Origin of the sequence: Providencia manganoxydans, assembly GCF_016618195.1 — a bacterium.
Classification (GTDB): domain Bacteria; phylum Pseudomonadota; class Gammaproteobacteria; order Enterobacterales; family Enterobacteriaceae; genus Providencia; species Providencia manganoxydans.
In genome coordinates this window covers 1,319,401-1,344,805 of the sequence record NZ_CP067099.1, presented here as the reverse complement: position 1 = coordinate 1,344,805, position 25,405 = coordinate 1,319,401, and the positions used below count along the sequence as shown (strand labels likewise).

Sequence of the window (25,405 nt, the reverse complement as noted above, 5' to 3'; positions counted from 1 at the left end):
ACACCATGAAACTATTCATCATAGCAAATCGTCAACAGGATCCTGCTGCGGCTTGGCTAGCAATTGACGCATTAACAAGTACAGCGACCGCTCAAGAGCTGACTGTGACTGAAGATCTATCGACAGCAGATATGGTTATTGTTGTTGGTAATAATATCCTTGAACATTATGATTTAACAGGTAAAAAGGTCTATTTCGATACCATCGAAAATGCGGTACAAAATCCAAGTCAATGTCTACAACATGCAAAACAACAGGCCACACTATATCAAGCAGCACAACCTGTAGCTGATACTTCAGCACCTTTTTCTGTTCTTGCTGTTACAGCTTGCCCAACTGGAGTTGCGCATACTTATATGTCAGCTGAAGCGCTGGAAGCTGAGGCGAAAAAGCGCGGTTGGAACATCAAAGTTGAAACCCGTGGTTCCGTCGGAGTCGGTAACGAAATTACTGAAGAAGAAATTGCTAAAGCAGATTTAGTGATTGTTGCAGCAGATATTGAGGTCAACGTCGATAAATTTGCGGGAAAACGCATGTATCGTACGTCGACCAGTGCAGCCTTGAAGAAAACCGCTCAAGAGCTTGATAAAGCCCAAGCAGAAGCCACGCTATTTACTCCTAAAGGTGGCAAATCAACAGCGCAAACTGGTAATAAAGGTGAAAAAAGAGGCGTTTATCGCCACTTATTAACCGGTGTTTCTTACATGCTGCCGATGGTCGTGGCTGGTGGTCTATGTACTGCTTTATCTTTTGCATTTGGCTTAGACGCTTCCAGTGTTGAAGGCTCATTAGCTTGGGCGCTTAGTTTAATCGGTGGACAAACAGCTCTAGCCCTAATGGTTCCCGTTTTGTCTGGTTATATCGCCTATTCCATCGCCGATCGCACAGGTTTAACACCGGGCTTAGTAGGTGGTGTACTGGCTACCACTTTAGGTGCCGGTTTTTTAGGCGGGATCATTTCGGGTTTCCTTGCGGGTTATAGCGCCCACTTTATAAGTACGCGATTGAAATTACCGCAAACAATGGAAGCACTGAAACCAATCTTAATTGTACCGCTAATATCAACCTTGTTTACAGGATTAGCGATGATCTATGTGATTGGTCATCCCGTAGCTTGGTTAATGGATTGGTTGACTAATTGGCTGAACACCATGGGAACGACTAATGCGGTAATTTTAGGTGCGATCCTTGGTGCGATGATGTGTACCGATATGGGAGGACCTGTTAATAAAGCTGCATATGCATTTGGGGTCGGGCTATTAAGTTCACAAACCTACGCACCGATGGCTGCGATTATGGCGGCGGGAATGGTTCCCCCATTAGCAATGGGTGTTGCAACCTTGCTGGCAAGACACAAATTTGTTCCAGCGGAGCGTGAAGCGGGTAAAGCCTCTTTTGTACTTGGTTTATGTTTTATTTCAGAGGGGGCAATTCCATTTGCCGCTAAAGATCCTATCCGTGTATTACCGACCTGTATTATTGGTGGTGCAATCACTGGTGCGTTATCAATGTACTTTGGTATCCAATTAATGGCGCCACACGGAGGTTTATTTGTATTGTTGATCCCTGGCGCGATAAATCATGTATTAACGTATTTACTGGCTATCGTGATTGGTACGCTAGTGTCTGGTGTCCTGTATGCCATTCTCAAGAAAGCGAGCTCACAAGAGGCGCAACAAGAAATGGCAAGTCTTATTTGATGTTGGTATAAATTGGAATACTTGTATTTTTTCTCCCCCTACATGGGGGAGTTTTTATGTATTCATACCAATTCAAGCTTAGTTTGACTTACCTTGTTTTAAATAGCCAAAAATTGGCTCCTCAATACCAGAGCTTTTGTCTATGTAAGCACCTTGCATATATTCTCTAGGTATTTGATAGGATTCTGCCATTTTTTCTTGGATAGATGGTGGGGTATCCTCTTTATCCGCATTAACCCCCCAATCTCCTTTGCTAGTACTAATCTTGTTTGAGTAATCTGATACTGCAGTTTTTTTCATCTCTTTATTATGCTCTGAATAAATAACGTTATCGTCTTGTTTTTCACCTAAGTTTTTCGTCTGAGTTTCAGTTACCTTCGATAAGGATTCGAAAGGAGTTGCCAACGGCCGAGACTGATATTGCCATAACCAATCATAATCACTATCAATACATTCAATATCATTACTTGGTGATGACACCGATGATGGCGATAATTTTGGCGATGTATTATCTACATATCTAGAAAAAAAATTAGCAGTAGCTAGCTCAGTTGTATGATCTGCAGTTTTTGCTTTTTGATCTGAGTCAACTTTGATAATCAAATTAATTAGAGGAGCAAAAGTTTTTTTGACTGCCGTGAAAAACCTTTGCAATCGAGAAGGTGCCGTATCAGACACATTTTTTGTGCTTTGAATATTATCTGTAAAGCGGCTACTTCCTGCTTCAGCGATGCCATTTGATTGTTCTTTCGTGCATTGAACACTCTTCGCTGTTTTTAAATTATTAGATAATGTTTGTTCCAATTCTTTAAAATTATCTAAATTCAATTTGTTTGGTGTAGTGTTGAGCATATTATCCCCTTTTTTACCTTGAAAAAGGTAATCTACTAATTAGTATTACATATTATTTATCCTCATTATTAATTATGGCTAAATTTAATGCTTTCAAATTTAGCCATAATATCAATTAGTTGTATAACTCAAATCATTTAATCCATTCAAATAGACTATAATATAAAATGATTTTATCCTTCCAGCTCTGTTAATGTTCGATACTGTTCTTCCGTTTGCACCATATGTGGTGTTCCGGTATTACGTAACGATTCAACGACTTGATAAGCTGAATATTGATTGTCTGGTTGAGTTAATTGCATCGCTGCCGCAATAGCCCCAGTACGCCCTGATCCTGAAAGGCAATGGATAACAGGCATTTCCCCTTTACTATTAATCTTAATGGCTAATGTTCGAAGTGCCTCTGCTGAAATGGTCGTTCTGTCATTCCAATTGGTTATATGAATGACGGGGAGTGTTAGCGTTTGATTAGCTTTAATCAGTGTCAATTGATAGCTATCAGCATTCACTTGATCAGCATACTTCAACGTATCACCACTCTCTGATTTTACGTCAATAGAACCATAGCTAGCATCATGATTGAAATAGAGTGGAAACCTTTTTTCTGGATTACTTTGCAGATTTGCCCCATCAATATCATTTTGAGAAGCAATGACCACTAGCACACTCGGTTTTTCTTCCATCAGCATTTTTAAATGTTGTTCTATGGCTGACGTTTTATCTTTAGGATATTGAGTACGAATAGCGATATTCTTTCCCGCAATTTGCAAATAATTTGCAGCTAAACCTACCGTTTCCTTAGTTTTTTCATCCGTAAAAGACACTTGGGTTTTATTCGCATTTGTCACTTCAGGATAGCGGCTTGAGTCAACACGAGTGTAATTATTCTCTAGATTCACTTTTAGTTTTTCAAAGTCTGATGACACTTGGTCAGTAGCAACTTTTGAAGTCTTTAAAAAATTTAGCTTTAACTCCCCCGTTCCCAGCTTTCTTTGCCTAAGAGAACCCGAAATAGGCATTTCTGGTTTTGTATTTTGGGGAGATGTCGGGGTGTTTTTTATCTCTGAGATTTGATTTATAAATGATGCCGAGTCGGATAAATCAGGTTTAGTGCTTAACTGATTAGGGGAACATGAAGTAACAGCGATAGGCGATGTATGTGAAATCGGTAACATAGACAATCCTTGTTTGAAAAATAAAGTAATCGAACGTCCAAAAGCACCTCCTGTTACGCTTCTGTTAATAAGATTATTTATTAAACAAGGTTAATTCGCTTGCAAATTTAGCCAATACCAATAAAAAAACCCGCTGACAGTGTCAAATACTATCAACGGGCTAATTTTTTTTAATATAAGCGCTTACTTACGACGCCAGACAGTCCCTTGAGCACCATCTTCTAACACGATCCCCATTGCTGTCAGCTCATCACGAGCTGCATCCGCTAAGGCCCATTGCTTGCTTTGGCGTGCATCATTACGTTGCTTAATCAGCGCTTCGATTTTAGCCACTTCTTCATCGCCTTCACTTTGTGCATTACCTTGCAAGAAGGCTTCAGGATCTTGTTCCAATAGTCCCAGTACATTAGCCAGTTTACGCAGTTCTGCTGCTAACTCATCAGCAGCAACCCTATTTTCTGATTTCAGTCGGTTAATTTCACGCGCCATATCAAACAATACCGAATAGGCTTCTGGGGTATTAAAGTCGTCATTCATTGCTTCTTCGAAACGCTGTTTAAAGACTTCCCCGCCAGCAGCAGCAACTGATTTATCAGTACCCCGTAACGCTGTATATAAACGTTCAAGGGCAGTACGTGCCTGCTTTAAGTTTTCTTCTGTATAATTCAATTGGCTACGATAATGACCGGATAATAAGAAATAACGCACCGTTTCCGCATCGTAATATTCCAGTACATCACGGATAGTAAAGAAGTTGTTCAGCGATTTAGACATTTTTTCGCGATCAACCATCACCATGCCTGAATGCATCCAGTAATTGACATATGGACCATCATGCGCACATGACGATTGCGCGATTTCATTTTCATGATGTGGGAACATCAGATCAGAACCGCCACCATGAATATCAAAATGGTTGCCTAAAGCTTTGCTGTTCATCGCCGAACATTCGATATGCCAACCCGGACGGCCTAGGCCCCAAGGTGACTCCCAGCTAGGCTCCCCCTCTTTCGACATTTTCCACAACACAAAGTCCATTGGATTGCGTTTAATATCAGCGACTTCAACACGAGCGCCTGCTTGCAGCTGTTCCAGATCTTGGCGTGATAGCAAACCGTAGTTTTCATCGGTTTTAACTTCAAACATAACATCGCCATTATCTGCCACATAAGCATGACCACGTTGGATCAGCAACTCGGTGATTTCAATAATTTCTTTAATATGCTGTGTTGCACGTGGCTCGCTATCAGGACGTAAGATATTTAATGCATCAAAATCTTTATGCATTTCAGCCAACATACGGGTCGTCAGTTCTTCAACAGATTCACCATTTTCTGCTGCACGTTTGATGATTTTATCGTCAATATCAGTCACGTTACGCACATAGTTTAAATCATAGCCTAAATAACGCAGGTAACGGCTGATAGCATCGAATGCCACAAACGTACGCCCATGACCAATATGACACAAGTCGTAAATGGTAATGCCACACACGTACATCCCAATTTTTCCTGAGTGAATAGGCTTAAATTCTTCTTTTTGACGGCTCAGTGTATTAAAAATCTGTAGCATCTGATTATTCCATGTTATCTGTACGTGTGTTTTAGAGCATCGCTCGTTTGAGCGCATTATAGCTATAATTATAAAAGATATTAATTTTTATAAAATAACACAGTATTCAAACCTGAACACAGTAATAATGCAAGATTTAACCACAGTATTTATCCGTCTATACGCCAAATAATTCGCGTTGCAGGTAGACGACAAGTGAAGATAGGCGAGAAGCATAGATAAACGATGTGATTCCGCTAGCTGAGTGTCGTCAACACCGCTGCACTTGAAGGATTTCGGGTATATTTTTCATTAGCGGATCAAGCTCTGTCACTTCAAGTCGCGTTTCATCTGTGATATAAACTTTGTGACAACAACGCCTTCTTCAGAAGGTGTATAAAATACAATTATTCAGGATAGCTATTATGGTTACTTTTCATACCAATCACGGTGACATTGTTATTAAAACTTTTGACGATAAAGCTCCAGTAACCGTCGAAAACTTTTTAAATTACTGCCGTGAAGGTTTTTACGATAATACCATTTTCCACCGTGTTATTAACGGTTTCATGATCCAAGGTGGCGGTTTCGAACCAGGCATGAAGCAAAAAGACACTAAAGCACAGATCAAAAACGAAGCTAACAACGGCTTAAAAAACACTCGTGGTACGCTCGCAATGGCTCGTACTAACGACCCACATTCAGCGACAGCACAATTCTTCATCAACGTGGTTGATAACGACTTCCTAAACTTCCGTTCAGAGCGCCCAGATGGCTGGGGCTACTGCGTATTTGCAGAAGTGGTTGAAGGTATGGACGTGGTTGATAAGATCAAAGGTGTCTCAACAGGCAATAGCGGTTATCACCAAGACGTTCCACGTGAAGATGTTCTGATCGAAAAAGTGACTGTCGGTGAATAATTAGGCACACATGTCCACTTATATCATTGCAGATTTGCATTTGAGTGAAGATGAACCGGCGATCACCGCCGGTTTTATCAATTTTATTCATCAGCAAGCCATCCATGCCGACAGCCTATATATACTTGGTGATTTCTTTAATTATTGGATTGGCGATGATGACCAAACCGAACTTCACCAGCAAGTGGCAGACAGCCTAAAAATGCTCAGTGAACGAGGTATTCCTTGCTACTTTATCCATGGTAATCGTGACTTTTTATTGGGTCAACGCTATGCCAAACAGTGTGGCATGACAATCTTACCGCAAGAAACCTTACTTGAATTATATGGAAAGCGGATACTTATCTTGCATGGTGATACCTTATGCATTGATGATCAAGCCTATCAAGATTACCGCAAAAAAGTACACACCCCATGGATCCAACGTATTTTCCTGATGTTACCTTTATTTATTCGTCGCCGTATTGCGGAAAAAATGCGTAAAAATAGCCAATATGCCAGCAGTATGAAAGCCGAATCCATCATGGATGTGAACCCACAAGCCGTGATTAATGCTTTAAACCACCATCAAGCTGACTGGATGATCCACGGTCATACACACCGTCCTGCTATTCATGAGGTTACCGTGGGTGATAAACAGTGCTTCCGTGGTGTTTTGGGTGCATGGCACCATGAGGGTTCCGCATTTGTTATCGATAAACAAGGTATCGATTTAATTTTTTTCCCATTCCAACCTGAATAAATTATTCCCTCTAACACGCATTCGTTTGCTGATATTTTAACCACGCAAACGTTTTCCTTACTCAGTTACCATGATATGATCAGGGCAATTCATTTTTCCCACCTTACGGTGAAAATTTATTAACCACAGGGATCACACCACATGACTGCCCAAGTACCTGCTCAATCTGCGGCAAAAATCGCCATTGTTATGGGTTCTAAGAGTGACTGGACGACAATGCAACATGCTGCTGATGTATTAACTGAGCTGCAATTGCCGTTTCACGTTGAAATAGTCTCTGCGCACCGTACTCCAGACAAATTGTTTTCTTTTGCCGAGCAAGCTAAAGATAATGGATTCGATGTGATCATAGCAGGTGCTGGTGGCGCAGCCCATTTACCGGGTATGTTAGCGGCGAAAACCTTAGTGCCGGTATTAGGTGTTCCAGTACAGAGCGCGGCATTAAGTGGTGTTGATAGCCTTTATTCCATCGTACAAATGCCTAAAGGGATCCCTGTTGGCACATTGGCAATTGGTAAAGCAGGCGCAGCAAATGCGGCTCTTTTAGCAGCGCAGATCCTTGCTACCACTGACGCAACTCTGTTTGCTCGTTTAACCACATGGCGTGAAACACAAACTAATGATGTGCTAAATAATCCTGATCCTCGGGAGGCGCAATGAAACCGGTTTGTGTTCTTGGTAATGGTCAGTTAGGGCGAATGTTGCGCCAAGCAGGTGAACCTCTTGGTATCGCTGTCTTCCCTGTGGGTTTAGATGCAGAGCCTGAAGCCGTTCCTTATCAGCAAAGCGTGATCACCGCTGAAATTGAACGTTGGCCTGAAACACCATTAACTAAAGAGTTAGAACGCCATAATGCATTCATTAACCGTGATATATTTCCACGTTTAGCGGATAGGCTTCCACAAAAAACGCTGTTTGATTCATTACATTTAGCTACAGCGCCTTGGACAGCACTTGAGTCTAAATCACAATGGCCTGAGCTATTTGCCACACTCGGTGATTTTTTGATCGTGAAACGTAGGACTGGCGGCTATGATGGGCGCGGCCAATGGCGAGTTCGCCCCGGTGATGAAACCAGCCTCCCAGATGAAATCTACGGTGAATGCATTGTCGAGCAAGGGATCCCATTTGATGCTGAAATCTCTGTGATTGGTGCGCGTAATCGCGCTGGTGAGTGTGTGTTTTATCCTATCACCCATAACCTTCACCAAGAGGGCATTTTACGTACCAGTGTCGCCTTTCCTAAAACATCTAACCCACAACAACAGCAAGCTCAACAAATGTTAAGCGCTGTCATGAATGAGCTCAATTATATTGGTGTGATGGCAATGGAGTGTTTTGTGGTTGGCGATAAATTACTGATTAATGAAATTGCACCTCGTGTACACAACAGCGGCCATTGGACGCAAAATGGCGCTTCGATTAGCCAATTTGAACTACATTTACGCGCTATTTTAGACTTACCGATGCCATCACCTGAAGTGTTTAGCCCATCCGTTATGGTGAACTTGATTGGTACAGCAGTAAACGCACAATGGTTAAGTTTACCGTTAGTCCATTTGCACTGGTATGAAAAAGAAGTGCGTCCTGCTCGCAAAGTGGGCCATTTAAACCTAACACACAGCGATAGTTTAGCGCTGATAAATACTCTCACGTCCTTAGTGAGTATGCTGCCAAATGAGTATAAAATTGGCATTGAGTGGGCTAATACAAAATTAGGCTGGTATCGAAGCAAATAAACAGCGAAAATAGCCACACTCGTCATATTTCAAGATGCAGCACTGTGTATTTAGGTATGGTGAGCTATTGCTCACTCGTACTTAGCCACATGCCTATGTCTGCTCTTAGCGACTTACTCGTTTGTCGACTAGCTGCACCTCGAATTATTTAGAGTATAGATAATACAATGCCCGATTTTTCGGGCATCTTGCGTTTTACTTCGCTGCCGCTTTCGCCAATAAAACCGGTAGTGTGACTGGAGTTGAAATGGCAACCACAAATTCCCCACTGTTTAGCCCACTGTATCAGTGGAGCATTCTTATCCTATTAGGAATGGTGTATTTCCTTGCCACGGCAACTACCTTTACCTCTCTTGGGGTAGTACTACCTGGGATGATAGGTGAGTTAAAATGGAGTTGGACTGAAGCAGGTTTTGGGTTCACCTTACTGGGTTTGACCTGTGGCTTAGCCAGTTTTCTTCCCTCTTTGTTGATCCGCAAAATCGGGGTTCGCCTAACATTATTGCTAGGTACCTTAATATTTGTTGCGGGTTTTTATAGCCTCTACTCAACCGAGACGATTAGTCAGTATTTTCTGGGTACGGCCCTGATTGGTATTGGCTTCACCCTGTTAGCTACAGTACCAGGCACTTATGTTCTCTCCCGATTATTTGAAAAACAATCACTTGCATTTGGTCTTTATTTCACTATTGGTGGTTTAGGTGGTGTTGCAGGCCCTTGGATCTATTTCTACGCTTCAAATCAAATGGGCTCATGGCGCATGCATTGGGTACTCTGTGCCATTTACCTCAGTGTAGTGACCCTAATCACCATACTGGCACTGCGTGAAGGAAAACGCGAACAGCAGCATGCTAAGCACATCATGCAAAAACAGATTAGTGATGCAAGTAAGCCTATCTATCGTACTAAAGAAGTTTGGACGGTACATCGTGCATTACGTACTTGGCAGTTTTATTTGATTGCCGCCACTTACACATCCTTTTTATGGTGTGGGATCACGGTGAATAGCTTTGCCGTCGCCCACATTGAAGAGCGCGGTTTTGGTATGACCGTTGCCGTTTCTTTGCTTAGTACAATGGCTTTTGTGAATGCTTTTTCACGATTTATTGGTGGTGCCGCTGGGGAGTGGCTAGAGCCTAAAAAATTACTCATCGGAAGTTTGATTATCATGGTATTTGGCGTTATCTGCTTGAGTATCGCCACTTCATGGATATGGTTGATCTTATTTGTGCTGTGCGTAGGCATTGGCTATGGCATGACTTTTTTGGCTTCCAGCGTGTTACTGTCAAACTATTTTGGCCGCGGCCCCTATCTAGAGCTGTTCTCGGTGGTCAATTTGATCTCTACCGTTGCTTGTCTTGCCCCCTTTATTGCTGGGGCAGTAAAAGACTATACCGATAGTTTTACCCCCGCATTTTTAATTATTGCAACCCCCGTGATTGTGATCCTGATGTTTACTTTAATGATGAAACCACCTGTTTTGTCAGTCAAAAAATAAAAAAAGCTCGGGTGATGAGCCCGAGCAAAATCAATAAACAAGGAAACTAAGGATTTAACAACGCAGGCACTTTCAACAAGATAAACTCGTTATCATCTGCTTGATTTGGCTCACGGCTAGATGAGAATGGGTAGTTATTGTCGTTGCCAACAATGATGTGTTCATTATCAACAACATCAACGTTTTCAATGGTAAAGAATGGGAAGGTAAACACGCCATTATTTAATGGTTTCTTGGCGACACCTTCTGGATCTTTAATATTCATTAAATCAATATAAGCTTGCTTATCAACCGATGTACCTTGGTTTTTATCTGAAAACTCAATGCGATAAACGCGTTTGAATTTAGCTAAATTATTAAAGCAGTTTGTGGTATCCGTAGCACCTTCAGCACAAGCTTTGTCCGCCGTTCCTTCGCCATTATCACGTTCAATAATCAATCCATGTGTATCATCGATCATATTAAAATCGCCTATCGCATTTTGATTATCTTCGAAAACATATAACCAGCTGCGACCTGTCCACTGTTGGTTTTTAACATCGAATTCAAGAATTCGTGCCGCACGTTTTCCAGCGACATTTTCATAATCCTGTTTTTCTTCATTCCATAAAGCCCCTTCCAGCATTGGATATAACTTGCTGCCATCAGGCGAAGAAGCCATTCCTTCAAAACCTTTTGAACGATTGACTTGGAAGCTGACTTTGTCCGCTGGTTTCCCTGGGGTAGTCACTTGATAATGATCTGGAGAAACCACTTTTTTGCCATCAACTTCAGTTTCAAATAATGCTAATACTTTGCCATCCAGATCCATCTTAATGAGGTATGGCCCAAACTCTTCGCCCACCCACAACGCACCATCTGCAAATTGAAAGCTTTCAGGATCGAAATCACTGCCTGTCAAATAACGCTTATCGCTACTTTCATTAATAATATGAAATGGAATGATTTTATCTGGATCATGGAAGAACACTGTTTTTAGTGGGTTCGCTTTACCTGTCTTAAAATCAATATCATATTGCGTTAAGTAAAGCATCGAATCCGGCGAATTCACTTTATTACCATAACCATTATCAGTTAGCACCCAATAGGTGCCATCCGCCATACGTTTAATACCTGAGTGCCCTTGCAGTGGCTGACCGTTGATTGGCACACTCATACCTGTTGGACGATCCGCTGACTTGCCCTCCACTTTGCCTAGCTCATCAACACGATTGCCCGTCGTATACTTACCGCTAACGTGTAAGTCTTGTGGTGCATCTTTTGGCGCAGGCACCGTAGAATCAACTGCTAAAATAGCATGACCTGCCAGCGTCGCTGGTACTTCTTGCTGAGCATACCCTGTAGTAGAAAAAGCAACTAATGTTGCAAGTAGTGATAATGAACTGAGTTTTATGGTGCGGTGAGGCTGCATTATTATGTTCCCATTCGTAATGTTTATCATTATTGACGCTGGGATAATAAGCAGGATAAATGACAGTTTCGTGATGGTTTTAAGACGATTATTTGAATGGCTTCTTGTTTTTTGCATAAACAAGAAGCCATAAAGGTTAAATTAACTATTTGGCATTCGACGATGCTGATTACCTGTGCCTAACAAACGTAACCCAAGCCAACTACCACATACAGATAGTAATAGTGCGGCGCACAGTGGCAGTAATAACCACATTGACCATTCAGGTTGCCAAGGGAAATCAAACACTTTAGTTTGCAATAACCATAATGCTACCTCGGCGCCAAATGCAGCCGCTAACCCTGCCATCAAGCCTAATAAAGCAAATTCACTCCACAAAGTACGACGCATCAGCTTTTTGCTTGCCCCCAACGTACGATAAACCACCAATTCACGCTCTCGTTGGCTCATACCCACTTGAATTTGTGCTAATAGCAATAACAAGCCACAGAAGATCACCAATACCACCATCACTTCTAGCGCTTGGCTAACTTGCTGCAAGATTTGCTGAATTTGCGCAATCAATGCGCCGGTATCTAATACATTAATGGTTGGATAATTACGGCTTAAATCAGTCAATAATTTGCCATCACCTTCATAGTGGAAGCTACTCATCCATGTCGCTGGCACATCTTTCAAAGTGCCTTCCGAGAAGATAAAGAAAAAGTTAGGTCGTAGGCTCTCCCAATCAACGGTACGGATACTCGTGACTGTAGCGTTAAATACCTGAGCACCCGCATTAAATGTCAATTTATCGCCAATTTTAATCCCTAGCTCTTTCACCACTGTTTGTTCAATCGACACCTCTCCCTCTTTCGGTGGCCATGTGCCTTGATCTAATACATTGGCTTCAGGAAGCTTAGCTTGCCATGTCAAACTTAGTTCACGACGAACGGTATTATTGTTGGGATCACGCGCATCTGCCCACTCAATCGCTGATGTACCATTAATTTCAGCTAAACGCGCTAACACAACCGGATAAAAAGCGGTCGGTTTCACTTGATGTTGGAGCAACAATTCAGTAACTGGTTTGATCTGACTTTCATTCATATTAATCAGAAAGTAGTTTGGACTATCTGCTGGCAATTGTTGCTGCCACCGATCCAATAAATCCCCTCTGACTAAAATTAATAGCGCTAACAACATAAATGACAGCGAAAAAGCGCTCATTTGAGTGATGGTTTGTAACGGCTGGCGCAGCAAACGACTGACTGACAGACGTAAACTCAGTTGTTTAAACTTAAATTGGCGTAATACCCACAACCCTAACCAACCAATTAGTGCTAATAGAACAGCAACAATCACAATACCAATTAAAATTGACCAGAGCAGTGGATTAACGCCCGCAAACAAAAATAGCCCACCCACCACAATCAAAGTCACAATTGGTAAATAATAACGCAGTGGCCAGATCGGTGAAGCCGCATCCTCGCGTAAGACGCGTGATGGCTGGGTTGCCATCAATTGGCGATAAGGGCGGATCCCCACAATAATTGCGATCACAAATAACGTACCAATCGCCCATACCCAAGGCCATAAGCTAGCGGATGGCAATGCTTTAGGTAGCATAGCCCCTAATATCTGCATTAAGATCCCTTCGAACGCGAGCCCAAGCAGTGAACCTAACAAAGCTGCGGCAATTAATATCACCAACCACTGCCCGATGATCCATTTTTGTAAAGCCGAACGACCTGCTCCCAATGTTTTTAATACCGCTACGAGCTGGTGACGACTACGACAATAATGGCTCATCGAGACCACCACCGCGGCGATCGCTAACAATAAGGTCAATAACACAGACAACAGTAAAAATTGTTGAGCACGCTGGAAGGTTTTACCGACTGCACCACTGTTATCTTTTAACGTATACCATCGCTGATCGGTTCTCAGTTGTTTGTCATATTGCGCCTCAAAGGCATCAATAGTTGCCGTATCTCCCGCAAACATTTCACGATAGGTTAAACGGCTCCCAACCTGTACCGCTCCTGTTGCTTGCGCATCATCAAGGGAAATCAAAACACGAGGTGCAATTTGAAAAGGGTTAAAACCACTGTCAGGCTCTTGAATTAACTGCCCTGCCACTTTTAATGTCGCATCACCAATATCAATCTCATCGCCAACTTTCAGATTAAGCAATTCAAGCAAGCGCGGGGTAACCAAGATCTCCCCTTTAGTTGGGCGAAGGCCTGCCGGCTCAGTGATTAATTCACCGTATAAGGGATAGGCCGCATCGGCGGCTTTAACCAGTACCAATTGCGGTCGTAAGTTTTCATCCGCAGTTGAATAAGCCATTGTCGAGAAGGACATTTGCTGGCTAAGTTTTAATCCATTCTCTTTCGCTTGTTGTAGCCACGTCGCGTCACTAGGCTGAGAAGAGCGTAAAACCAGATCGCCTGCCAGTAACTCACGGCTTTGATAACTCATGCTATTTTCAATGCGGTCACTGATCCGTCCCAGTGCCAAAACACAAGCGACCGCGAGTGTCAGCGCCAACCACACGATCAGTAGTGATGGCGTTCTCCACTCACGCCAAAACCAACGCCAAATCATGACTCTTCCCTCAATACACCATCCACTAACCGTAAGCGACGCTGACAACGAGCCGCCAATTCATTATCGTGAGTCACAAGGATCAACGTCGTACCGTGTTCTTTATTCATTGCAAATAATAAATCCGCAATTTTATCCCCTGTGTGACGATCAAGATTACCTGTGGGCTCATCAGCAAACAGTATTTGTGGTCGACCATTGAATGCCCTAGCCAGTGCAACACGCTGCTGTTCACCGCCGGAAAGTTGTGCGGGCATATGTTTTAAACGGCTTCCAAGCCCCAACTCCGCTAATAAATTGGCGGCTTGTTGATGACTGGTTGATTCAGATTCACCACGCAATAAAGCGGGTAATTGCACATTTTCTAATGCATTCAATGTGGGTATCAACATAAAAGATTGGAAGACAAAACCAACACTTTGTGCACGCAAAAAAGCACGTTGCTCTTCATTCATCTGAGTGAGTTCTTGGCCTAGTAAACTCACGCTACCACTAGTGCCGTCATCTAAACCGGCGATAATACCTAATAAGGTCGATTTCCCTGAACCTGATTCGCCGATTAAAGCAATTGTTTGACCGGACTCGACAATTAGCTCAACACCTTGCAATATAGTGAGTTCATGTTCACCCTGACCAACACGTTTAACGAGATGATGAACTTCAAGAATATTTTCCGCCGACATTTACTGGTATTTCTCCTGTTATTTGTCGCGAGTGGTCAAACACTCGCAGCCACAAAACTATTGATCCTTGGTGACAGCCTAAGTGCTGGCTATCGTTTACCGGCAGAGCAGGCATGGGCCTCATTACTCGCCGAACGCTGGCAGAAATTGTCACCGCCCATTGCCGTAGTTAACGGCAGTATCAGTGGTAACACCTCTGCACAAGGGCTAGAGCGTCTTCCTGCTTTACTTGAACAACACAAACCTGACTGGGTATTGATCGAATTAGGCGCCAATGACGGTTTGCAAGGGTTATCTGTCGAGCAAATGGAGAACACCTTACAACAAATTATTCAACAAATAACCCAAACAGGCGCTAAACCGCTTTTAATGCAAATTCGCATACCGCCAAACTACGGTAAACGCTACACTTCCAGTTTTGAAAAGGTCTACTCAACATTGGCAGAAAAAAATGCCATTCCATTGCTCCCTTTTTATATGGAAGAGATCATTACTCGGCCTGAATGGATCCAGCAAGATGGTATTCATCCAACCGTAGAAGCCCAACCAACAATTGCGGATTTTATGGAAACACAACTTAAGCCTTACCTTGTGCCATCAGCAAAATAATTGGCGATTTTTTGGGGTATACTCTAAATAATTCAAGATACGGCTAGGCGACAAATAAATACGTTGCAAATAACATAGCAACGATGCCACTGGCGCGAGTGAACCAAGTCACTATATATTCACGAGAAACGCTGCAACTTGAAGTATGACGAGTATAGTAAAGCAATTTTTATCTCAATCAGCACCTAAAGGTAGGTAAAGTTATGCAAAAATCGGTCTTTATCACCGGTGCATCCAGCGGTATCGGCTTTTGTGCCGCACAAACACTTCATCAGCGTGGTTACCATGTTATCGTCGCTTGTCGTAAAGAGAGCGATGTTTTACGTCTAAAAGAGCTTGGGTTCGACACGGTAGCACTCGATGTTGATGATAAACATAGCATAGATCGTGCTGCCGATGAGGTGCTCGCATTATGTCATGGGCGACTTTTCGGATTATTCAATAATGCAGGTTTTGGGGTTTATGGTGAGCTAAATAGCATCAGTCGAGAGCAGTTAGAGGGGCAATTTTCCACTAACTTTTTTGGCGTCCATCAATTAACCTTAAAATTACTGCCAGCCATGCTACAACATCATGAAGGGCGTATTATCCAAACCAGTTCAGTGATGGGGATCATTTCGACCCCAGGCCGTGGTGCCTATGCCGCCAGCAAATATGCTTTAGAGGCGTGGTCAGATGCACTACGTTTAGAACTCAAAGGTACGGGAATTCATGTTAGTTTAATCGAACCGGGGCCAATCCATACCCGTTTTACCCATAACGTTGCTCAAACTCAGCAAGACAAACCGGTTAAAAACCCCGGTATCGCCGAGCGCTTTACCTTAACGCCGGAACATGTCGTCGCAAAATTAGTTCATGCCTTAGAAAGCCCTCGCCCGCGTATTCGTTATTCAGTGACACTATTAACCGTTGCTGTACGGTTTTTAAAACGGCTGCTCCCTGACTGCCTAATGGATAAAATACTGGCAGGCCAAGGCAAAAAGGCTTGAAAAAAAACAATCTAGCCCCACCTTTAGAGTATTAAATAATTATTTAAAAGAGACCAATTATGCAAGCTTTTGCCCAAATCGTGGATGTTAATGAACAAAACCTACACCAAGTCGTAGAACAGTCAATGAACATGCCAGTCATGTTCTACTTCTGGTCAGCTCAAAGCCCCCACTGCCAAGAGTTTGGTGCGACACTGGATAAAATTGCTAACGACTACGCGGGTTTATTTATGTTAGCGCGTGTTAACTGCGATGAAGAACAAAATGTTGCTGCGCAATTTGGCCTTAGAGCTATCCCAACGGTTTATATTTTACAAGAAGGCCGTCCCGTCGATGGTTTCCAAGGACCGCAACCGGAAGATGTGGTACTGGAAATGCTATCACGTGTATTGCCGAGCCCAGAGGAACTGAAAGCAGCACAAGCCGCTGAATTCATCGCAGAAGGCAAACTTCAAGAAGCCCTGCCACTGCTTAAAGAAGCTCACCTGCTAAATCAAAAAAACAGTGATATCACGTTCCTACTCGCCGAAACACAGATCGGCCTAGGACAAGTTGATGATGCAGAAAAAACGTTGTCGGTGGTCCCTATGCAAGACCAAGACAGCCGTTATCAAGGGTTAGTTGCACAAATCGAGCTATCACGCCAAGCCGCTGATACGCCTGAAATCCAACAATTACAGCAACAGTTCACAGAAACACCAGAAAATACCACTCTTGTCGTGCAATTAGCGCTAAAATTACATGAAGTGAACCGCAATGAAGAAGCATTAGACATTTTATTCAGTTTCTTGAAAAAAGACCTTGGTGCCGGAGATGGTGCTGTGAAAAAAACCATGATGGATATCATGTCGGCGATGGGGACAGGGGATGCTGTAGCCAGTAAATACCGTCGTCAAATGTATTCATTACTTTACTAATTAAGGGTTAACAATGGACTTGTTCGCGTTTGGTGCGATACCAATTATTATTTTTATTGCTATCGTTATTGTTTTTACTTGTGTAAAAACCGTACCACAAGGCTATCAATGGACAGTTGAGCGTTTCGGTCGCTATACCCGCACGTTGCAACCTGGGTTACATATTCTAGTTCCCTTTATGGATAGGATCGGCCGCCGTATCAATATGATGGAGCAAGTCCTTGATATTCCTTCACAAGAAGTTATCTCTCGCGATAATGCTAACGTGACTATTGATGCGGTATGCTTTATTCAAGTCGTCGATCCTGTACGTGCTGCATACGAGGTCAGTAACCTTGAGCTATCTGTTCTCAATCTGACTATGACCAATATCCGTACCGTACTCGGTTCAATGGAACTGGACGAAATGCTCTCACAGCGTGACTCGATTAACTCACGCCTTTTGCATATTGTGGATGATGCAACCAACCCTTGGGGCGTTAAGATCACCCGTATCGAAATCCGTGATGTGAAGCCGCCAAAAGAGTTGATTAATGCCATGAACGCCCAGATGAAAGCTGAGCGTACTAAGCGTGCCGATATCCTTGAAGCAGAAGGTATCCGTCAAGCTGCGATCCTCAAAGCTGAAGGGGAAAAACAGTCACAAATTTTGCGCGCTGAAGGGGATAGGCAGTCTGCTTTCTTACAAGCAGAAGCACGTGAAAGAGCCGCAGAAGCCGAAGCAAAAGCCACACAAATGGTTTCTGAAGCCATTGCTGCTGGAGATATGCAAGCAATCAACTACTTTGTTGCTCAAAAGTATACGGATGCATTAACCAGTATTGGTTCTGCTGAAAACAGTAAAGTGATCATGATGCCACTCGAAGCAAGTAACCTTATGGGCGCGATTGGTGGGATCACGGAACTTATCAGTGAGAGCAAAAAAGTTAGCGCAGATAAGAAGCAGGTCAAACCATGATAGAGCTAATCAGTGCCCAACCGGCATGGTTTTGGCTATGCCTTGGTGGTTTATTGCTGATTGCTGAATTATTGGGTACAGGTGGTTACTTGTTATGGTCGGGGGTCGCTGCGGTTGCCGTGGCGATCATCGCATTGGTGTTACCGTTTATTGGTTGGGAATGGCAAGGTATTTTGTTTGCCATCTTAACGATTGTTTCTGCTGTATTGTGGCGTAAGTGGCTCAGCCTACGCAAGAACCCACAAGCTGATGATGTTAACCAAAAAAGCCATCAGCTTATTGGTCGCAAAGTGCGTTTAATTTCTGATACCGATGAAGGTTTTAGTCGCGTCAAACTTGCCGATGGCAGTTGGCGCGCCTACAGTGAAATAGCACTAAAAGCAGGCACTGAGGTGGTGATCACCTCAGTTGACGGTATTACACTGCATGTTAAGCCTTCTCATGATGGCAACAGCCTCGAGCCAAGTGATCAATAATCGGGCAATCTGCCCCTTCGTCACCGGGGCAGGCATCCGCTAAGCTTTGCAGCGTCTCTTTGATAGCCGATAATTTAGTGATTGTCTGTTCCAACTCACTAATTTTTGCCATCGTGGCATTTTTAACATCTGCACTATGCCTTGCAGGATTACGGAATAGCCCTAATAGTTCGCCGCACTCTTCTAAAGTAAAGCCAACGTCTTTTGCCTGCTTCAATAAGCTCAATTCATCAACATGCCGTTCTTGATAATAGCGGTAACTATTTTCACCGCGCTCAGGTGGTGTGATTAAACCTTTGTCTTCATAAAAACGGATCGCCTTTGCGGTAAGCCCCGTTTTTTTAGCAATTTCACTAATATTCATATTTCCCTTGACCTTACCCTTGTGGGAGGGTTTAACCTTCTCTACATATCGAGATCCATTAGATTCTGCCATGATAATCAAAAAGACAGGATCCGTCATGAGTTAAGGAGAATTTCACTTATGAGTAGCAAAATCATTCTCTCCCTGCAAGGATTAAGTTGCATGCACTGTGTCGGCACAGTCACCAAAGCACTTGAGGCTCGTACCGACATTCATCAATTTAAAGTCACGATTGAGTATGCCGTCATTGATAGTGACGCCCCTGTACAATCATTAATTGAAACCATTGAAGACGCTGGCTATCAAGCCAAAGTGGCTGAACAACCAGATACTGTCTTGCAACTTTCAGGTCTGACTTGCATGAAATGTGCAGCAAAAACTCAACAAGCTCTCGAAGCGGTTGATGGCGTTGCAACAGCAATTGTCGATACACAGCAAGCGAAAGTTTATGGTACAGCCACTGTTGATGCCTTGATCAGCGCTGTCGAACAAGCCGGCTACAAAGCCAGTATTGAACAGCCGAATACACAGGTTTTAGCACTTTCTGGGTTAAACTGCATGAAATGCGCAGAAAAAACCCGTTTAGCGCTGGAAGCTGTCGCTGGTGTAGAGCAAGCTGAAGTGAATACCACCACAGCGACTGTTCGTGGTACTGCTTCGGCTGAAGCATTAATTGCCGCGGTTGTGGCGGTTGGCTACCAAGCAACGTTAAGCCAAAAAGAGAATGCTTCCCCAAAAACTGAGCCGTTGACTACACCCATTGAGCAGCCGGAAACTGACTCAGCGGCAATCTGTGATATTCCGGCTCAACAAGCAGATTTAGGTGAACAACCTGAAATATCCCCCTCAGATGACAGTGTGCAACTCTTATTAGACGGCATGACCTGTGCAAGTTGTGTCAATAAAGTACAAAAAGCACTCAGTAGCGTACCGGGGGTTGAAAACGCGCGCGTTAACCTTGCTGAACGCAGTGCTTTAGTCACGGGAACTGCGCAACCAGCCGCATTGATTGCGGCTGTAGAAAAAGCAGGTTATGGCGCTGAGATTATTCAAGATGAAACTGAGCGACGTGAACGTCAGCAACAAGTTGCTGATGCCAATATGCGCCGTTTTCGTTGGCAATCTGCACTCGCCCTCGCGTTAGGGATCCCTGTGATGATTTGGGGAATGATGGGCGACAATATGATGCTCAGCCCACAAAATCATTCTATTTGGCTAACCATTGGTGTTTTAACGTTAGCTGTCATGATATTTGCAGGCGGCCACTTCTATAAAAATGCGTGGCAAAGCCTAAAAAATGGCAGTGCAACTATGGATACCTTAGTTGCCTTAGGGACCGGTGCGGCATGGCTTTATTCCATTGTAGTCAACTTATGGCCTGATATATTCCCTGAGCAAGCACGCCACCTTTATTATGAAGCCAGTGCGATGATTATCGGTCTAATCAACCTTGGTCATGCGCTTGAGCAACGGGCTCGCCAGCGTTCATCAAAAGCACTTGAAAGGCTACTTGATCTCACACCACCTACCGCTCGTGTTGTCACTGAGCAAGGTGAAGTTGACATGCCTCTTGAGCAAGTGAAACAAGGCATGGTATTACGCCTAGCAACTGGCGATCGCGTACCGGTTGATGGTGAAATCATCGAAGGTGAAGTCTGGCTAGATGAAGCCATGCTCACAGGCGAGCCTATTCCGCAACAAAAAAGCAAAGGCGATCAGGTTCATGCAGGTACTGTCGTTCAAGATGGCACAGTTCTATTTAAAGCAGCGGCAGTCGGCAGCCAAACTACACTTGCACGGATTATTCATCTCGTTCGCCAAGCACAAAGTAGTAAACCGCAAATTGGCCAACTGGCTGATCGTATTTCAGCCATATTTGTCCCAGTTGTCGTGGCAATTGCGATTATTTCAGGATTGATTTGGTATTTTGTCGGCCCTGCTCCACAAATTACCTACGCCTTAGTGATCACCACAACCGTTCTGATCATTGCTTGTCCATGTGCTCTTGGTTTGGCCACCCCAATGTCGATCATTTCAGGGGTTGGGCGTGCGGCTGAGTTTGGTGTATTGGTACGTGATGCCGATGCTTTGCAACAAGCCAGTGAATTAGACACCATTGTGTTTGATAAAACAGGCACATTAACCGAAGGTATGCCTCAAGTTACCGACATTCACACATTCAACGATTTTTCACAAGATGAAGCCTTACAACTGGCAGCATCACTGGAAAGTGGCTCTAATCACCCATTAGCGAGAGCGATAGTGGGTCGTGCGAAAGACTTAACCATTCCAGCCAGTGAACAGTTTAGAACTTTAGCAGGCCTTGGGGTTAGTGCAGTGGTTAATGGTAAAACCGTTTTGCTCGGCAACCAAAAATTGTTAACGCAAAATGATATTGATACCAGTGCCATTGAAGAGACATTACATCAACAAGCCTCGATGGGGGTTACCCCAGTATTGTTAGCCGTTGATGGTAAAATCGCCGCATTACTGTCTATCCGAGATCCACTGCGTGAAGACAGTGTGAACGCACTGGCTCGCCTACACAAACAAGGCTTCCGTTTAGTGATGTTAACTGGCGATAATCCAGTCACCGCTAAAGCAATTGCCAAAGAAGCGGGTATTGATGAAGTGATCGCAGGTGTGATGCCTGATGGTAAATCCGCCGCTATCGAAGCACTACAAGCAAAAGGCCATAAAGTGGCAATGGTCGGAGATGGTATCAACGATGCCCCTGCACTCGCCCGCGCCGATGTAGGGATCGCGATGGGCGGCGGTAGTGATATTGCGATTGAAACGGCATCAATTACCTTAATGCGCCAAAGCTTACACGGTGTTGCTGATGCAGTTGCGATTTCAAAAGGTACACTGCGTAATATGAAACAGAACCTATTCGGTGCCTTTGTATATAACACATTAGGTATCCCAATCGCTGCCGGTATTCTTTACCCACTAACCGGAACTTTATTAAACCCAGTCGTGGCAGGTGCGGCGATGGCATTATCATCGATTACCGTAGTCACTAACGCAAACCGGTTACTACGGTTTAAACCAAAACAAGATTAGTTGATCACCAAAAGACCCGAGCAATCGGGTCTTAGGTTGCTGACGAAGCGGGATAAAAGCGGGGTTTTTCCCGCTCCGTGTTATCAGCCGAAAATCAATAAATCGATTTTCCTCGTTTATTTCAGAACCCCTAACGACTGCCGCCAAACATGATATGTTTGACAACAGTCTGAGACCCGAGCAATCGGGTCTTTTTTTATCAAATGCATAGCCAATATTAAGAGCAAAACAACTCTGTGATTTAACGCCATATCAATTTTGGCAATAAAATAGTACAAAGTGAGTCGAAAATTGTGTCAAGATTGTTTAACCTAATGGATTAATGTTGAAATATGGGGAAGAACCATGGTTAAGCTGCTAGAAAATTTAAAAAATTGGCTTCATATGGAAGCGGCGCCGGCCTACCCTTACCCCGCTATCGACGTACGATTATCGAAAAAATTAAAATTACATATTGTTGGTAGCATCCATATGGGTACGGACAATATGTTCCCGCTGTCAGAAATCCTCTTGGATAAACTAAACTGCGCTGATGCATTGATTGTTGAAGCCGATATTACGGATACACGTACTCCCTTCACACAAGACGAAGACTTACGTGAGCCAGTACAGCAACGCTTAACTACTGATGAATACACTCTATTCACCCATTACTGCCAAGAAATTCATCAAGATCCTGCACAATTTGATACGTTACCTTCATGGCAAATCGCGTTGATCCTACAAGCGACGCAAGCTCAAGGACTCGGCCTACGTGGACAATATGGTATTGATTATCAGCTATTACGTAACGCACAATCACAGCAAAAAAACATTATTGAGCTTGAAGGTACAGATTCCCAAATTGAGCTACTGTTAAAGCTGCCTCAAGAAGGCTTGCCTTTGTTGCAAGATACGCTAGAACATTGGCGTACCAATGCCCGTTCATTACAAACCATGATCAGCTGGTGGCTTGATTATCAGCCTGAGAACAACATCACATTACCTAAAACATTTAGTGATGATGTTTATCAGGTACTTATGTCACAACGTAATCAAGACTGGAGCACAAGGTTAAAAGCATTGCCTGATGGCAACTATGTCGTTGCAGTTGGCGCTTTACATTTATTTGGTGATGGTAGCTTAATCGATTATCTACGCAATTGAATACAAATAGGTATAACAATGACTCCAGCAGTTAAATTATTAGAAAAACAAAAGATTAACTTTACTCTTCATCCTTATGATCATGATCCAAGCGAGCACAATTTTGGTGATGAGGCTGTCAATAAATTAGGTCTAGATGCTAAACAAGTATTCAAAACGCTACTTGTGGCACTAAATGGCGATCAAAAAAGCCTTGCTGTTGCTGTTACCCCTGTTTCAGGGCAGTTGGATCTAAAATTAGTGGCTAAAGTCTTTAACGTTAAGAAAGTTGAAATGGCAGATCCACAAATCGCGCAAAAAGTAACAGGATATTTAATCGGTGGTATTAGTCCATTAGGTCAAAAAAAGCGTCTACCAACAGTGATTGATAGCCAAGCACAGCAATTTGCAACCATGTTTATTTCAGGTGGGAAACGAGGGCTAGATATTGAATTAGCGCCGACTGATTTAGCTAATGTGTTAAATGCTAAATTTGCTGACATAAAAAAAGAGGGATAAGCGCTCATTTTCTATCATTCTGCCTATCACCATAGTTTGACAACTATTAAAAAATGACTTGTTAAGCAATATCGCGCAAGTCATTTCACCTACTTAATTATATTAATAATAAGATTAAAGTTAACCTAAGTTATTTATTACAACCATAATAAAGTTATACTAAGATTATTTAAATCCCATTAATAACATATAGAATATTACAAAATAACTTGCATAAAAAAATAAAAAAAACATATTTATAGAGATAAAACAAGAATTTTCCGCCCAACAACCCTCTTATTAAGTTATAAATTTAATCCAACTTAGATTTAAAGAGGAATAATATTTTATCAAATATCACTATTTTTATTTAATGGAGAAAATATGCATTCCGTTGGAATTACAGCACTCGCCGTCCATTTACCTGAAGGACTGCGAACTAATTCATGGTGGGATAATAAGCCAATTCCCTATTATGGTATGACTCCTCCCCCAACATTAACGAATAAAAAACATTATGCTTATGATAAGGCGATGGAGCCTTATATCACAGACCCTTTTTTAGGCAGTATTGAACGTAGAGTTGTTTATAATCATGAAACATCTGTATCACTAGGTGTCAAGGCAGCAGCCAAGGCTCTACAAGCTGCAAATCTATCCGCTAATGAGATTGATGGCTTAATCGCAGTATCTATGTATCCTGATCGGCTTGGTTTTGGGGATGCCGCACTAATAGCAGAAAAACTTGGCATAGGAGGAGGAGCATTTAACATTGAAGCATCGTGTAATGGCGCAATGTCTGCATTACTCACCGCGTGTGGATTAGTTAAATCAGGAATTAAAAGTAAAGTATTAGTTGTTACAACCACACTATTTTCTCGCATTATAGATGACGATAAAGCTTTACGTTTTGTCAGCGACCTATCCACGGCTTTTATCATCGGAACCGTCGAAAATGGTTTTGGGCTGCTAGGTTCTGATTCTTTACATCTAGGTCAAACCAGTGGTAATTGGTCTATAGATATAATAGAGGATCAGTCGTTACCTATTAATCAACGAATGAGGTTGCGTCCTTCACGCTTATATGCACAAGTGATACGCACCACAGCAGAACAATATCTCACACACACGGTAAAAGGAGCCTTATGCCAAGCAAAACTTTCAATTGGTGAAATTGACTGTGTTGCATTAAGTACCACCACCGCTTGGCATGCTGAATTTTCGGCTAACGTTTTAGGCATAGATAAAACTCGTGTGATTAATACCTATCCTCAAATTGCTTATGCAGGATTATCCACGGTACCTTTCAACCTCTATACTGCCGCTTCACAGCAGATGATAAAACCAGGTGAAATTATTTTACTGTATGGCTATGGCGGACAAACAGAAGCTTCGGCAGCTATTTTTCGTTGGAATAATATAAGCCTAGGCCCACCTCCAGATGACGCTACAATAATTAATCAGAATTGATAGAGATATTTACAATAAACATTCACTCATATTTTATTTATTCCTACCATCTTATTAATATTAGCGTTAGACA

General features: G+C 42.9%; 22 protein-coding genes. 15 read left to right on the top strand and 7 right to left on the bottom strand.

Features of this window, described 5'->3' with window-relative positions:
• The first annotated feature begins 5 nt into the window (after nt 1-5).
• Entirely contained in the window at nt 6-1,700 is a 1,695-nt protein-coding gene (fruA, locus tag JI723_RS05805; RefSeq protein WP_319066290.1) for a PTS fructose transporter subunit IIBC, read from the top strand.
• 78 nt (nt 1,701-1,778) lie between these two features.
• Here the strand turns inward: fruA and JI723_RS05800 are convergent, their stop codons facing one another.
• The 3 genes from JI723_RS05800 to cysS form a co-directional block, all read right to left on the bottom strand.
• Entirely contained in the window at nt 1,779-2,552 is a 774-nt protein-coding gene (locus tag JI723_RS05800) for a hypothetical protein (protein ID WP_337979841.1), read from the bottom strand.
• A 173-nt stretch (nt 2,553-2,725) separates the two neighbouring features.
• Nucleotides 2,726-3,727: a protein-tyrosine phosphatase family protein gene (locus JI723_RS05795; protein WP_319066292.1), complete on the bottom strand. Its 1,002-nt coding sequence runs from the start codon at nt 3,725-3,727 to the stop codon at nt 2,726-2,728.
• A 183-nt stretch (nt 3,728-3,910) separates the two neighbouring features.
• The gene (gene cysS, locus JI723_RS05790; protein WP_070925136.1) at nt 3,911-5,299 is read right to left on the bottom strand and encodes a cysteine--tRNA ligase; all 1,389 of its coding nucleotides are present in this window, start codon (nt 5,297-5,299) and stop codon (nt 3,911-3,913) included.
• 404 nt (nt 5,300-5,703) lie between these two features.
• Between cysS and ppiB the strand changes: the two genes are divergently transcribed.
• The 5 genes from ppiB (at nt 5,704) to JI723_RS05765 (ending at nt 10,177) form a co-directional block, all read left to right on the top strand.
• Nucleotides 5,704-6,198 carry a peptidylprolyl isomerase B gene (ppiB, locus tag JI723_RS05785; protein ID WP_070925137.1) on the top strand — a complete coding sequence of 165 codons (495 nt, stop codon included), beginning with the start codon at nt 5,704-5,706 and terminating at the stop codon, nt 6,196-6,198.
• Nucleotides 6,199-6,208: 10 nt separating this feature from the next.
• On the top strand, nt 6,209-6,940 hold the full coding sequence (gene lpxH / locus JI723_RS05780) for a UDP-2,3-diacylglucosamine diphosphatase (RefSeq protein WP_319066294.1): 732 nt from the start codon (nt 6,209-6,211) through the stop codon (nt 6,938-6,940).
• A gap of 141 nt (nt 6,941-7,081) precedes the next feature.
• The gene (gene purE, locus JI723_RS05775; protein ID WP_070925139.1) at nt 7,082-7,600 is read left to right on the top strand and encodes a 5-(carboxyamino)imidazole ribonucleotide mutase; all 519 of its coding nucleotides are present in this window, start codon (nt 7,082-7,084) and stop codon (nt 7,598-7,600) included.
• Nucleotides 7,597-8,679 carry a 5-(carboxyamino)imidazole ribonucleotide synthase gene (purK, locus tag JI723_RS05770; RefSeq protein WP_272580192.1) on the top strand — a complete coding sequence of 361 codons (1,083 nt, stop codon included), beginning with the start codon at nt 7,597-7,599 and terminating at the stop codon, nt 8,677-8,679. Before purE ends, purK begins: the two co-directional genes overlap by 4 nt.
• Nucleotides 8,680-8,926: 247 nt before the next feature.
• On the top strand, nt 8,927-10,177 hold the full coding sequence (locus tag JI723_RS05765; RefSeq protein ID WP_319066296.1) for an MFS transporter: 1,251 nt from the start codon (nt 8,927-8,929) through the stop codon (nt 10,175-10,177).
• A 46-nt stretch (nt 10,178-10,223) separates the two neighbouring features.
• Here the strand turns inward: JI723_RS05765 and JI723_RS05760 are convergent, their stop codons facing one another.
• From JI723_RS05760 to ybbA, 3 genes are all read right to left on the bottom strand, one after another.
• Nucleotides 10,224-11,588 (bottom strand): esterase-like activity of phytase family protein, encoded by a 1,365-nt coding sequence (locus JI723_RS05760; RefSeq protein ID WP_070925141.1) that lies wholly within the window; start codon nt 11,586-11,588, stop codon nt 10,224-10,226.
• A 141-nt stretch (nt 11,589-11,729) separates the two neighbouring features.
• Nucleotides 11,730-14,177, bottom strand: coding sequence for a putative ABC transporter permease subunit YbbP (gene ybbP / locus JI723_RS05755; protein ID WP_070925142.1), 2,448 nt, complete (start codon nt 14,175-14,177; stop codon nt 11,730-11,732).
• Nucleotides 14,174-14,860, bottom strand: a complete 687-nt coding sequence (ybbA, locus tag JI723_RS05750) for a putative ABC transporter ATP-binding protein YbbA (RefSeq protein ID WP_070925143.1) — start codon at nt 14,858-14,860, stop codon at nt 14,174-14,176. Before ybbA ends, ybbP begins: the two co-directional genes overlap by 4 nt.
• On the opposite strand from ybbA, the gene tesA reads away from it, so the two are divergent.
• From tesA to JI723_RS05725, 5 genes are all read left to right on the top strand, one after another.
• A complete protein-coding gene (tesA, locus tag JI723_RS05745) occupies nt 14,828-15,469 on the top strand; it encodes a multifunctional acyl-CoA thioesterase I/protease I/lysophospholipase L1 (protein ID WP_140181711.1) in 642 nt (213 codons plus the stop codon). The two genes, ybbA and tesA, sit on opposite strands and share 33 nt — an antisense overlap.
• A gap of 203 nt (nt 15,470-15,672) precedes the next feature.
• Nucleotides 15,673-16,458 (top strand): SDR family oxidoreductase, encoded by a 786-nt coding sequence (locus JI723_RS05740; protein ID WP_140181713.1) that lies wholly within the window; start codon nt 15,673-15,675, stop codon nt 16,456-16,458.
• Between the two features lie 59 nt (nt 16,459-16,517).
• Entirely contained in the window at nt 16,518-17,375 is an 858-nt protein-coding gene (locus JI723_RS05735) for a co-chaperone YbbN (RefSeq protein ID WP_337979840.1), read from the top strand.
• A gap of 13 nt (nt 17,376-17,388) precedes the next feature.
• Entirely contained in the window at nt 17,389-18,333 is a 945-nt protein-coding gene (locus tag JI723_RS05730) for an SPFH domain-containing protein (protein ID WP_070925145.1), read from the top strand.
• A complete protein-coding gene (locus JI723_RS05725; protein WP_140181718.1) occupies nt 18,330-18,809 on the top strand; it encodes an NfeD family protein in 480 nt (159 codons plus the stop codon). The genes JI723_RS05730 and JI723_RS05725 overlap by 4 nt, the downstream gene beginning before the upstream one ends.
• On the opposite strand, the gene cueR is transcribed toward JI723_RS05725, so the two are convergent.
• Nucleotides 18,763-19,173 (bottom strand): Cu(I)-responsive transcriptional regulator, encoded by a 411-nt coding sequence (gene cueR, locus JI723_RS05720; protein ID WP_070925146.1) that lies wholly within the window; start codon nt 19,171-19,173, stop codon nt 18,763-18,765. The genes JI723_RS05725 and cueR overlap by 47 nt on opposite strands.
• A gap of 120 nt (nt 19,174-19,293) precedes the next feature.
• On the opposite strand from cueR, the gene copA reads away from it, so the two are divergent.
• The 4 genes from copA (at nt 19,294) to JI723_RS05700 (ending at nt 25,332) form a co-directional block, all read left to right on the top strand.
• Nucleotides 19,294-22,239 (top strand): copper-exporting P-type ATPase CopA, encoded by a 2,946-nt coding sequence (copA, locus tag JI723_RS05715; RefSeq protein WP_272580197.1) that lies wholly within the window; start codon nt 19,294-19,296, stop codon nt 22,237-22,239.
• A gap of 345 nt (nt 22,240-22,584) precedes the next feature.
• Nucleotides 22,585-23,385, top strand: coding sequence for a TraB/GumN family protein (locus JI723_RS05710; protein ID WP_272580198.1), 801 nt, complete (start codon nt 22,585-22,587; stop codon nt 23,383-23,385).
• 18 nt (nt 23,386-23,403) lie between these two features.
• On the top strand, nt 23,404-23,883 hold the full coding sequence (gene ybaK, locus JI723_RS05705) for a Cys-tRNA(Pro)/Cys-tRNA(Cys) deacylase YbaK (RefSeq protein ID WP_272580199.1): 480 nt from the start codon (nt 23,404-23,406) through the stop codon (nt 23,881-23,883).
• A 363-nt stretch (nt 23,884-24,246) separates the two neighbouring features.
• Nucleotides 24,247-25,332, top strand: a complete 1,086-nt coding sequence (locus JI723_RS05700; RefSeq protein ID WP_319066307.1) for a 3-oxoacyl-ACP synthase III family protein — start codon at nt 24,247-24,249, stop codon at nt 25,330-25,332.
• Nucleotides 25,333-25,405: the final 73 nt, after the last annotated feature.

What these genes read in the sequence shown, in the direction of transcription:
- ybbA (WP_070925143.1), bottom strand. Translation starts at nt 14,860, where the DNA reads ATGTCGGCGGAAAATATTCTTGAAGTTCATCATCTCGTTAAACGTGTT.
- JI723_RS05700 (WP_319066307.1), top strand. Translation starts at nt 24,247, where the DNA reads ATGCATTCCGTTGGAATTACAGCACTCGCCGTCCATTTACCTGAAGGA.
- JI723_RS05765 (WP_319066296.1), top strand. Translation starts at nt 8,927, where the DNA reads ATGGCAACCACAAATTCCCCACTGTTTAGCCCACTGTATCAGTGGAGC.
- JI723_RS05800 (WP_337979841.1), bottom strand. Translation starts at nt 2,552, where the DNA reads ATGCTCAACACTACACCAAACAAATTGAATTTAGATAATTTTAAAGAA.
- cueR (WP_070925146.1), bottom strand. Translation starts at nt 19,173, where the DNA reads ATGAATATTAGTGAAATTGCTAAAAAAACGGGGCTTACCGCAAAGGCG.
- fruA (WP_319066290.1), top strand. Translation starts at nt 6, where the DNA reads ATGAAACTATTCATCATAGCAAATCGTCAACAGGATCCTGCTGCGGCT.
- JI723_RS05740 (WP_140181713.1), top strand. Translation starts at nt 15,673, where the DNA reads ATGCAAAAATCGGTCTTTATCACCGGTGCATCCAGCGGTATCGGCTTT.
- ybaK (WP_272580199.1), top strand. Translation starts at nt 23,404, where the DNA reads ATGACTCCAGCAGTTAAATTATTAGAAAAACAAAAGATTAACTTTACT.
- cysS (WP_070925136.1), bottom strand. Translation starts at nt 5,299, where the DNA reads ATGCTACAGATTTTTAATACACTGAGCCGTCAAAAAGAAGAATTTAAG.
- ybbP (WP_070925142.1), bottom strand. Translation starts at nt 14,177, where the DNA reads ATGATTTGGCGTTGGTTTTGGCGTGAGTGGAGAACGCCATCACTACTG.
- JI723_RS05710 (WP_272580198.1), top strand. Translation starts at nt 22,585, where the DNA reads ATGGTTAAGCTGCTAGAAAATTTAAAAAATTGGCTTCATATGGAAGCG.
- JI723_RS05795 (WP_319066292.1), bottom strand. Translation starts at nt 3,727, where the DNA reads ATGTTACCGATTTCACATACATCGCCTATCGCTGTTACTTCATGTTCC.
- JI723_RS05735 (WP_337979840.1), top strand. Translation starts at nt 16,518, where the DNA reads ATGCAAGCTTTTGCCCAAATCGTGGATGTTAATGAACAAAACCTACAC.
- tesA (WP_140181711.1), top strand. Translation starts at nt 14,828, where the DNA reads ATGATGAACTTCAAGAATATTTTCCGCCGACATTTACTGGTATTTCTC.
- lpxH (WP_319066294.1), top strand. Translation starts at nt 6,209, where the DNA reads ATGTCCACTTATATCATTGCAGATTTGCATTTGAGTGAAGATGAACCG.
- JI723_RS05725 (WP_140181718.1), top strand. Translation starts at nt 18,330, where the DNA reads ATGATAGAGCTAATCAGTGCCCAACCGGCATGGTTTTGGCTATGCCTT.
- purE (WP_070925139.1), top strand. Translation starts at nt 7,082, where the DNA reads ATGACTGCCCAAGTACCTGCTCAATCTGCGGCAAAAATCGCCATTGTT.
- ppiB (WP_070925137.1), top strand. Translation starts at nt 5,704, where the DNA reads ATGGTTACTTTTCATACCAATCACGGTGACATTGTTATTAAAACTTTT.
- copA (WP_272580197.1), top strand. Translation starts at nt 19,294, where the DNA reads ATGAGTAGCAAAATCATTCTCTCCCTGCAAGGATTAAGTTGCATGCAC.
- purK (WP_272580192.1), top strand. Translation starts at nt 7,597, where the DNA reads ATGAAACCGGTTTGTGTTCTTGGTAATGGTCAGTTAGGGCGAATGTTG.
- JI723_RS05730 (WP_070925145.1), top strand. Translation starts at nt 17,389, where the DNA reads ATGGACTTGTTCGCGTTTGGTGCGATACCAATTATTATTTTTATTGCT.
- JI723_RS05760 (WP_070925141.1), bottom strand. Translation starts at nt 11,588, where the DNA reads ATGCAGCCTCACCGCACCATAAAACTCAGTTCATTATCACTACTTGCA.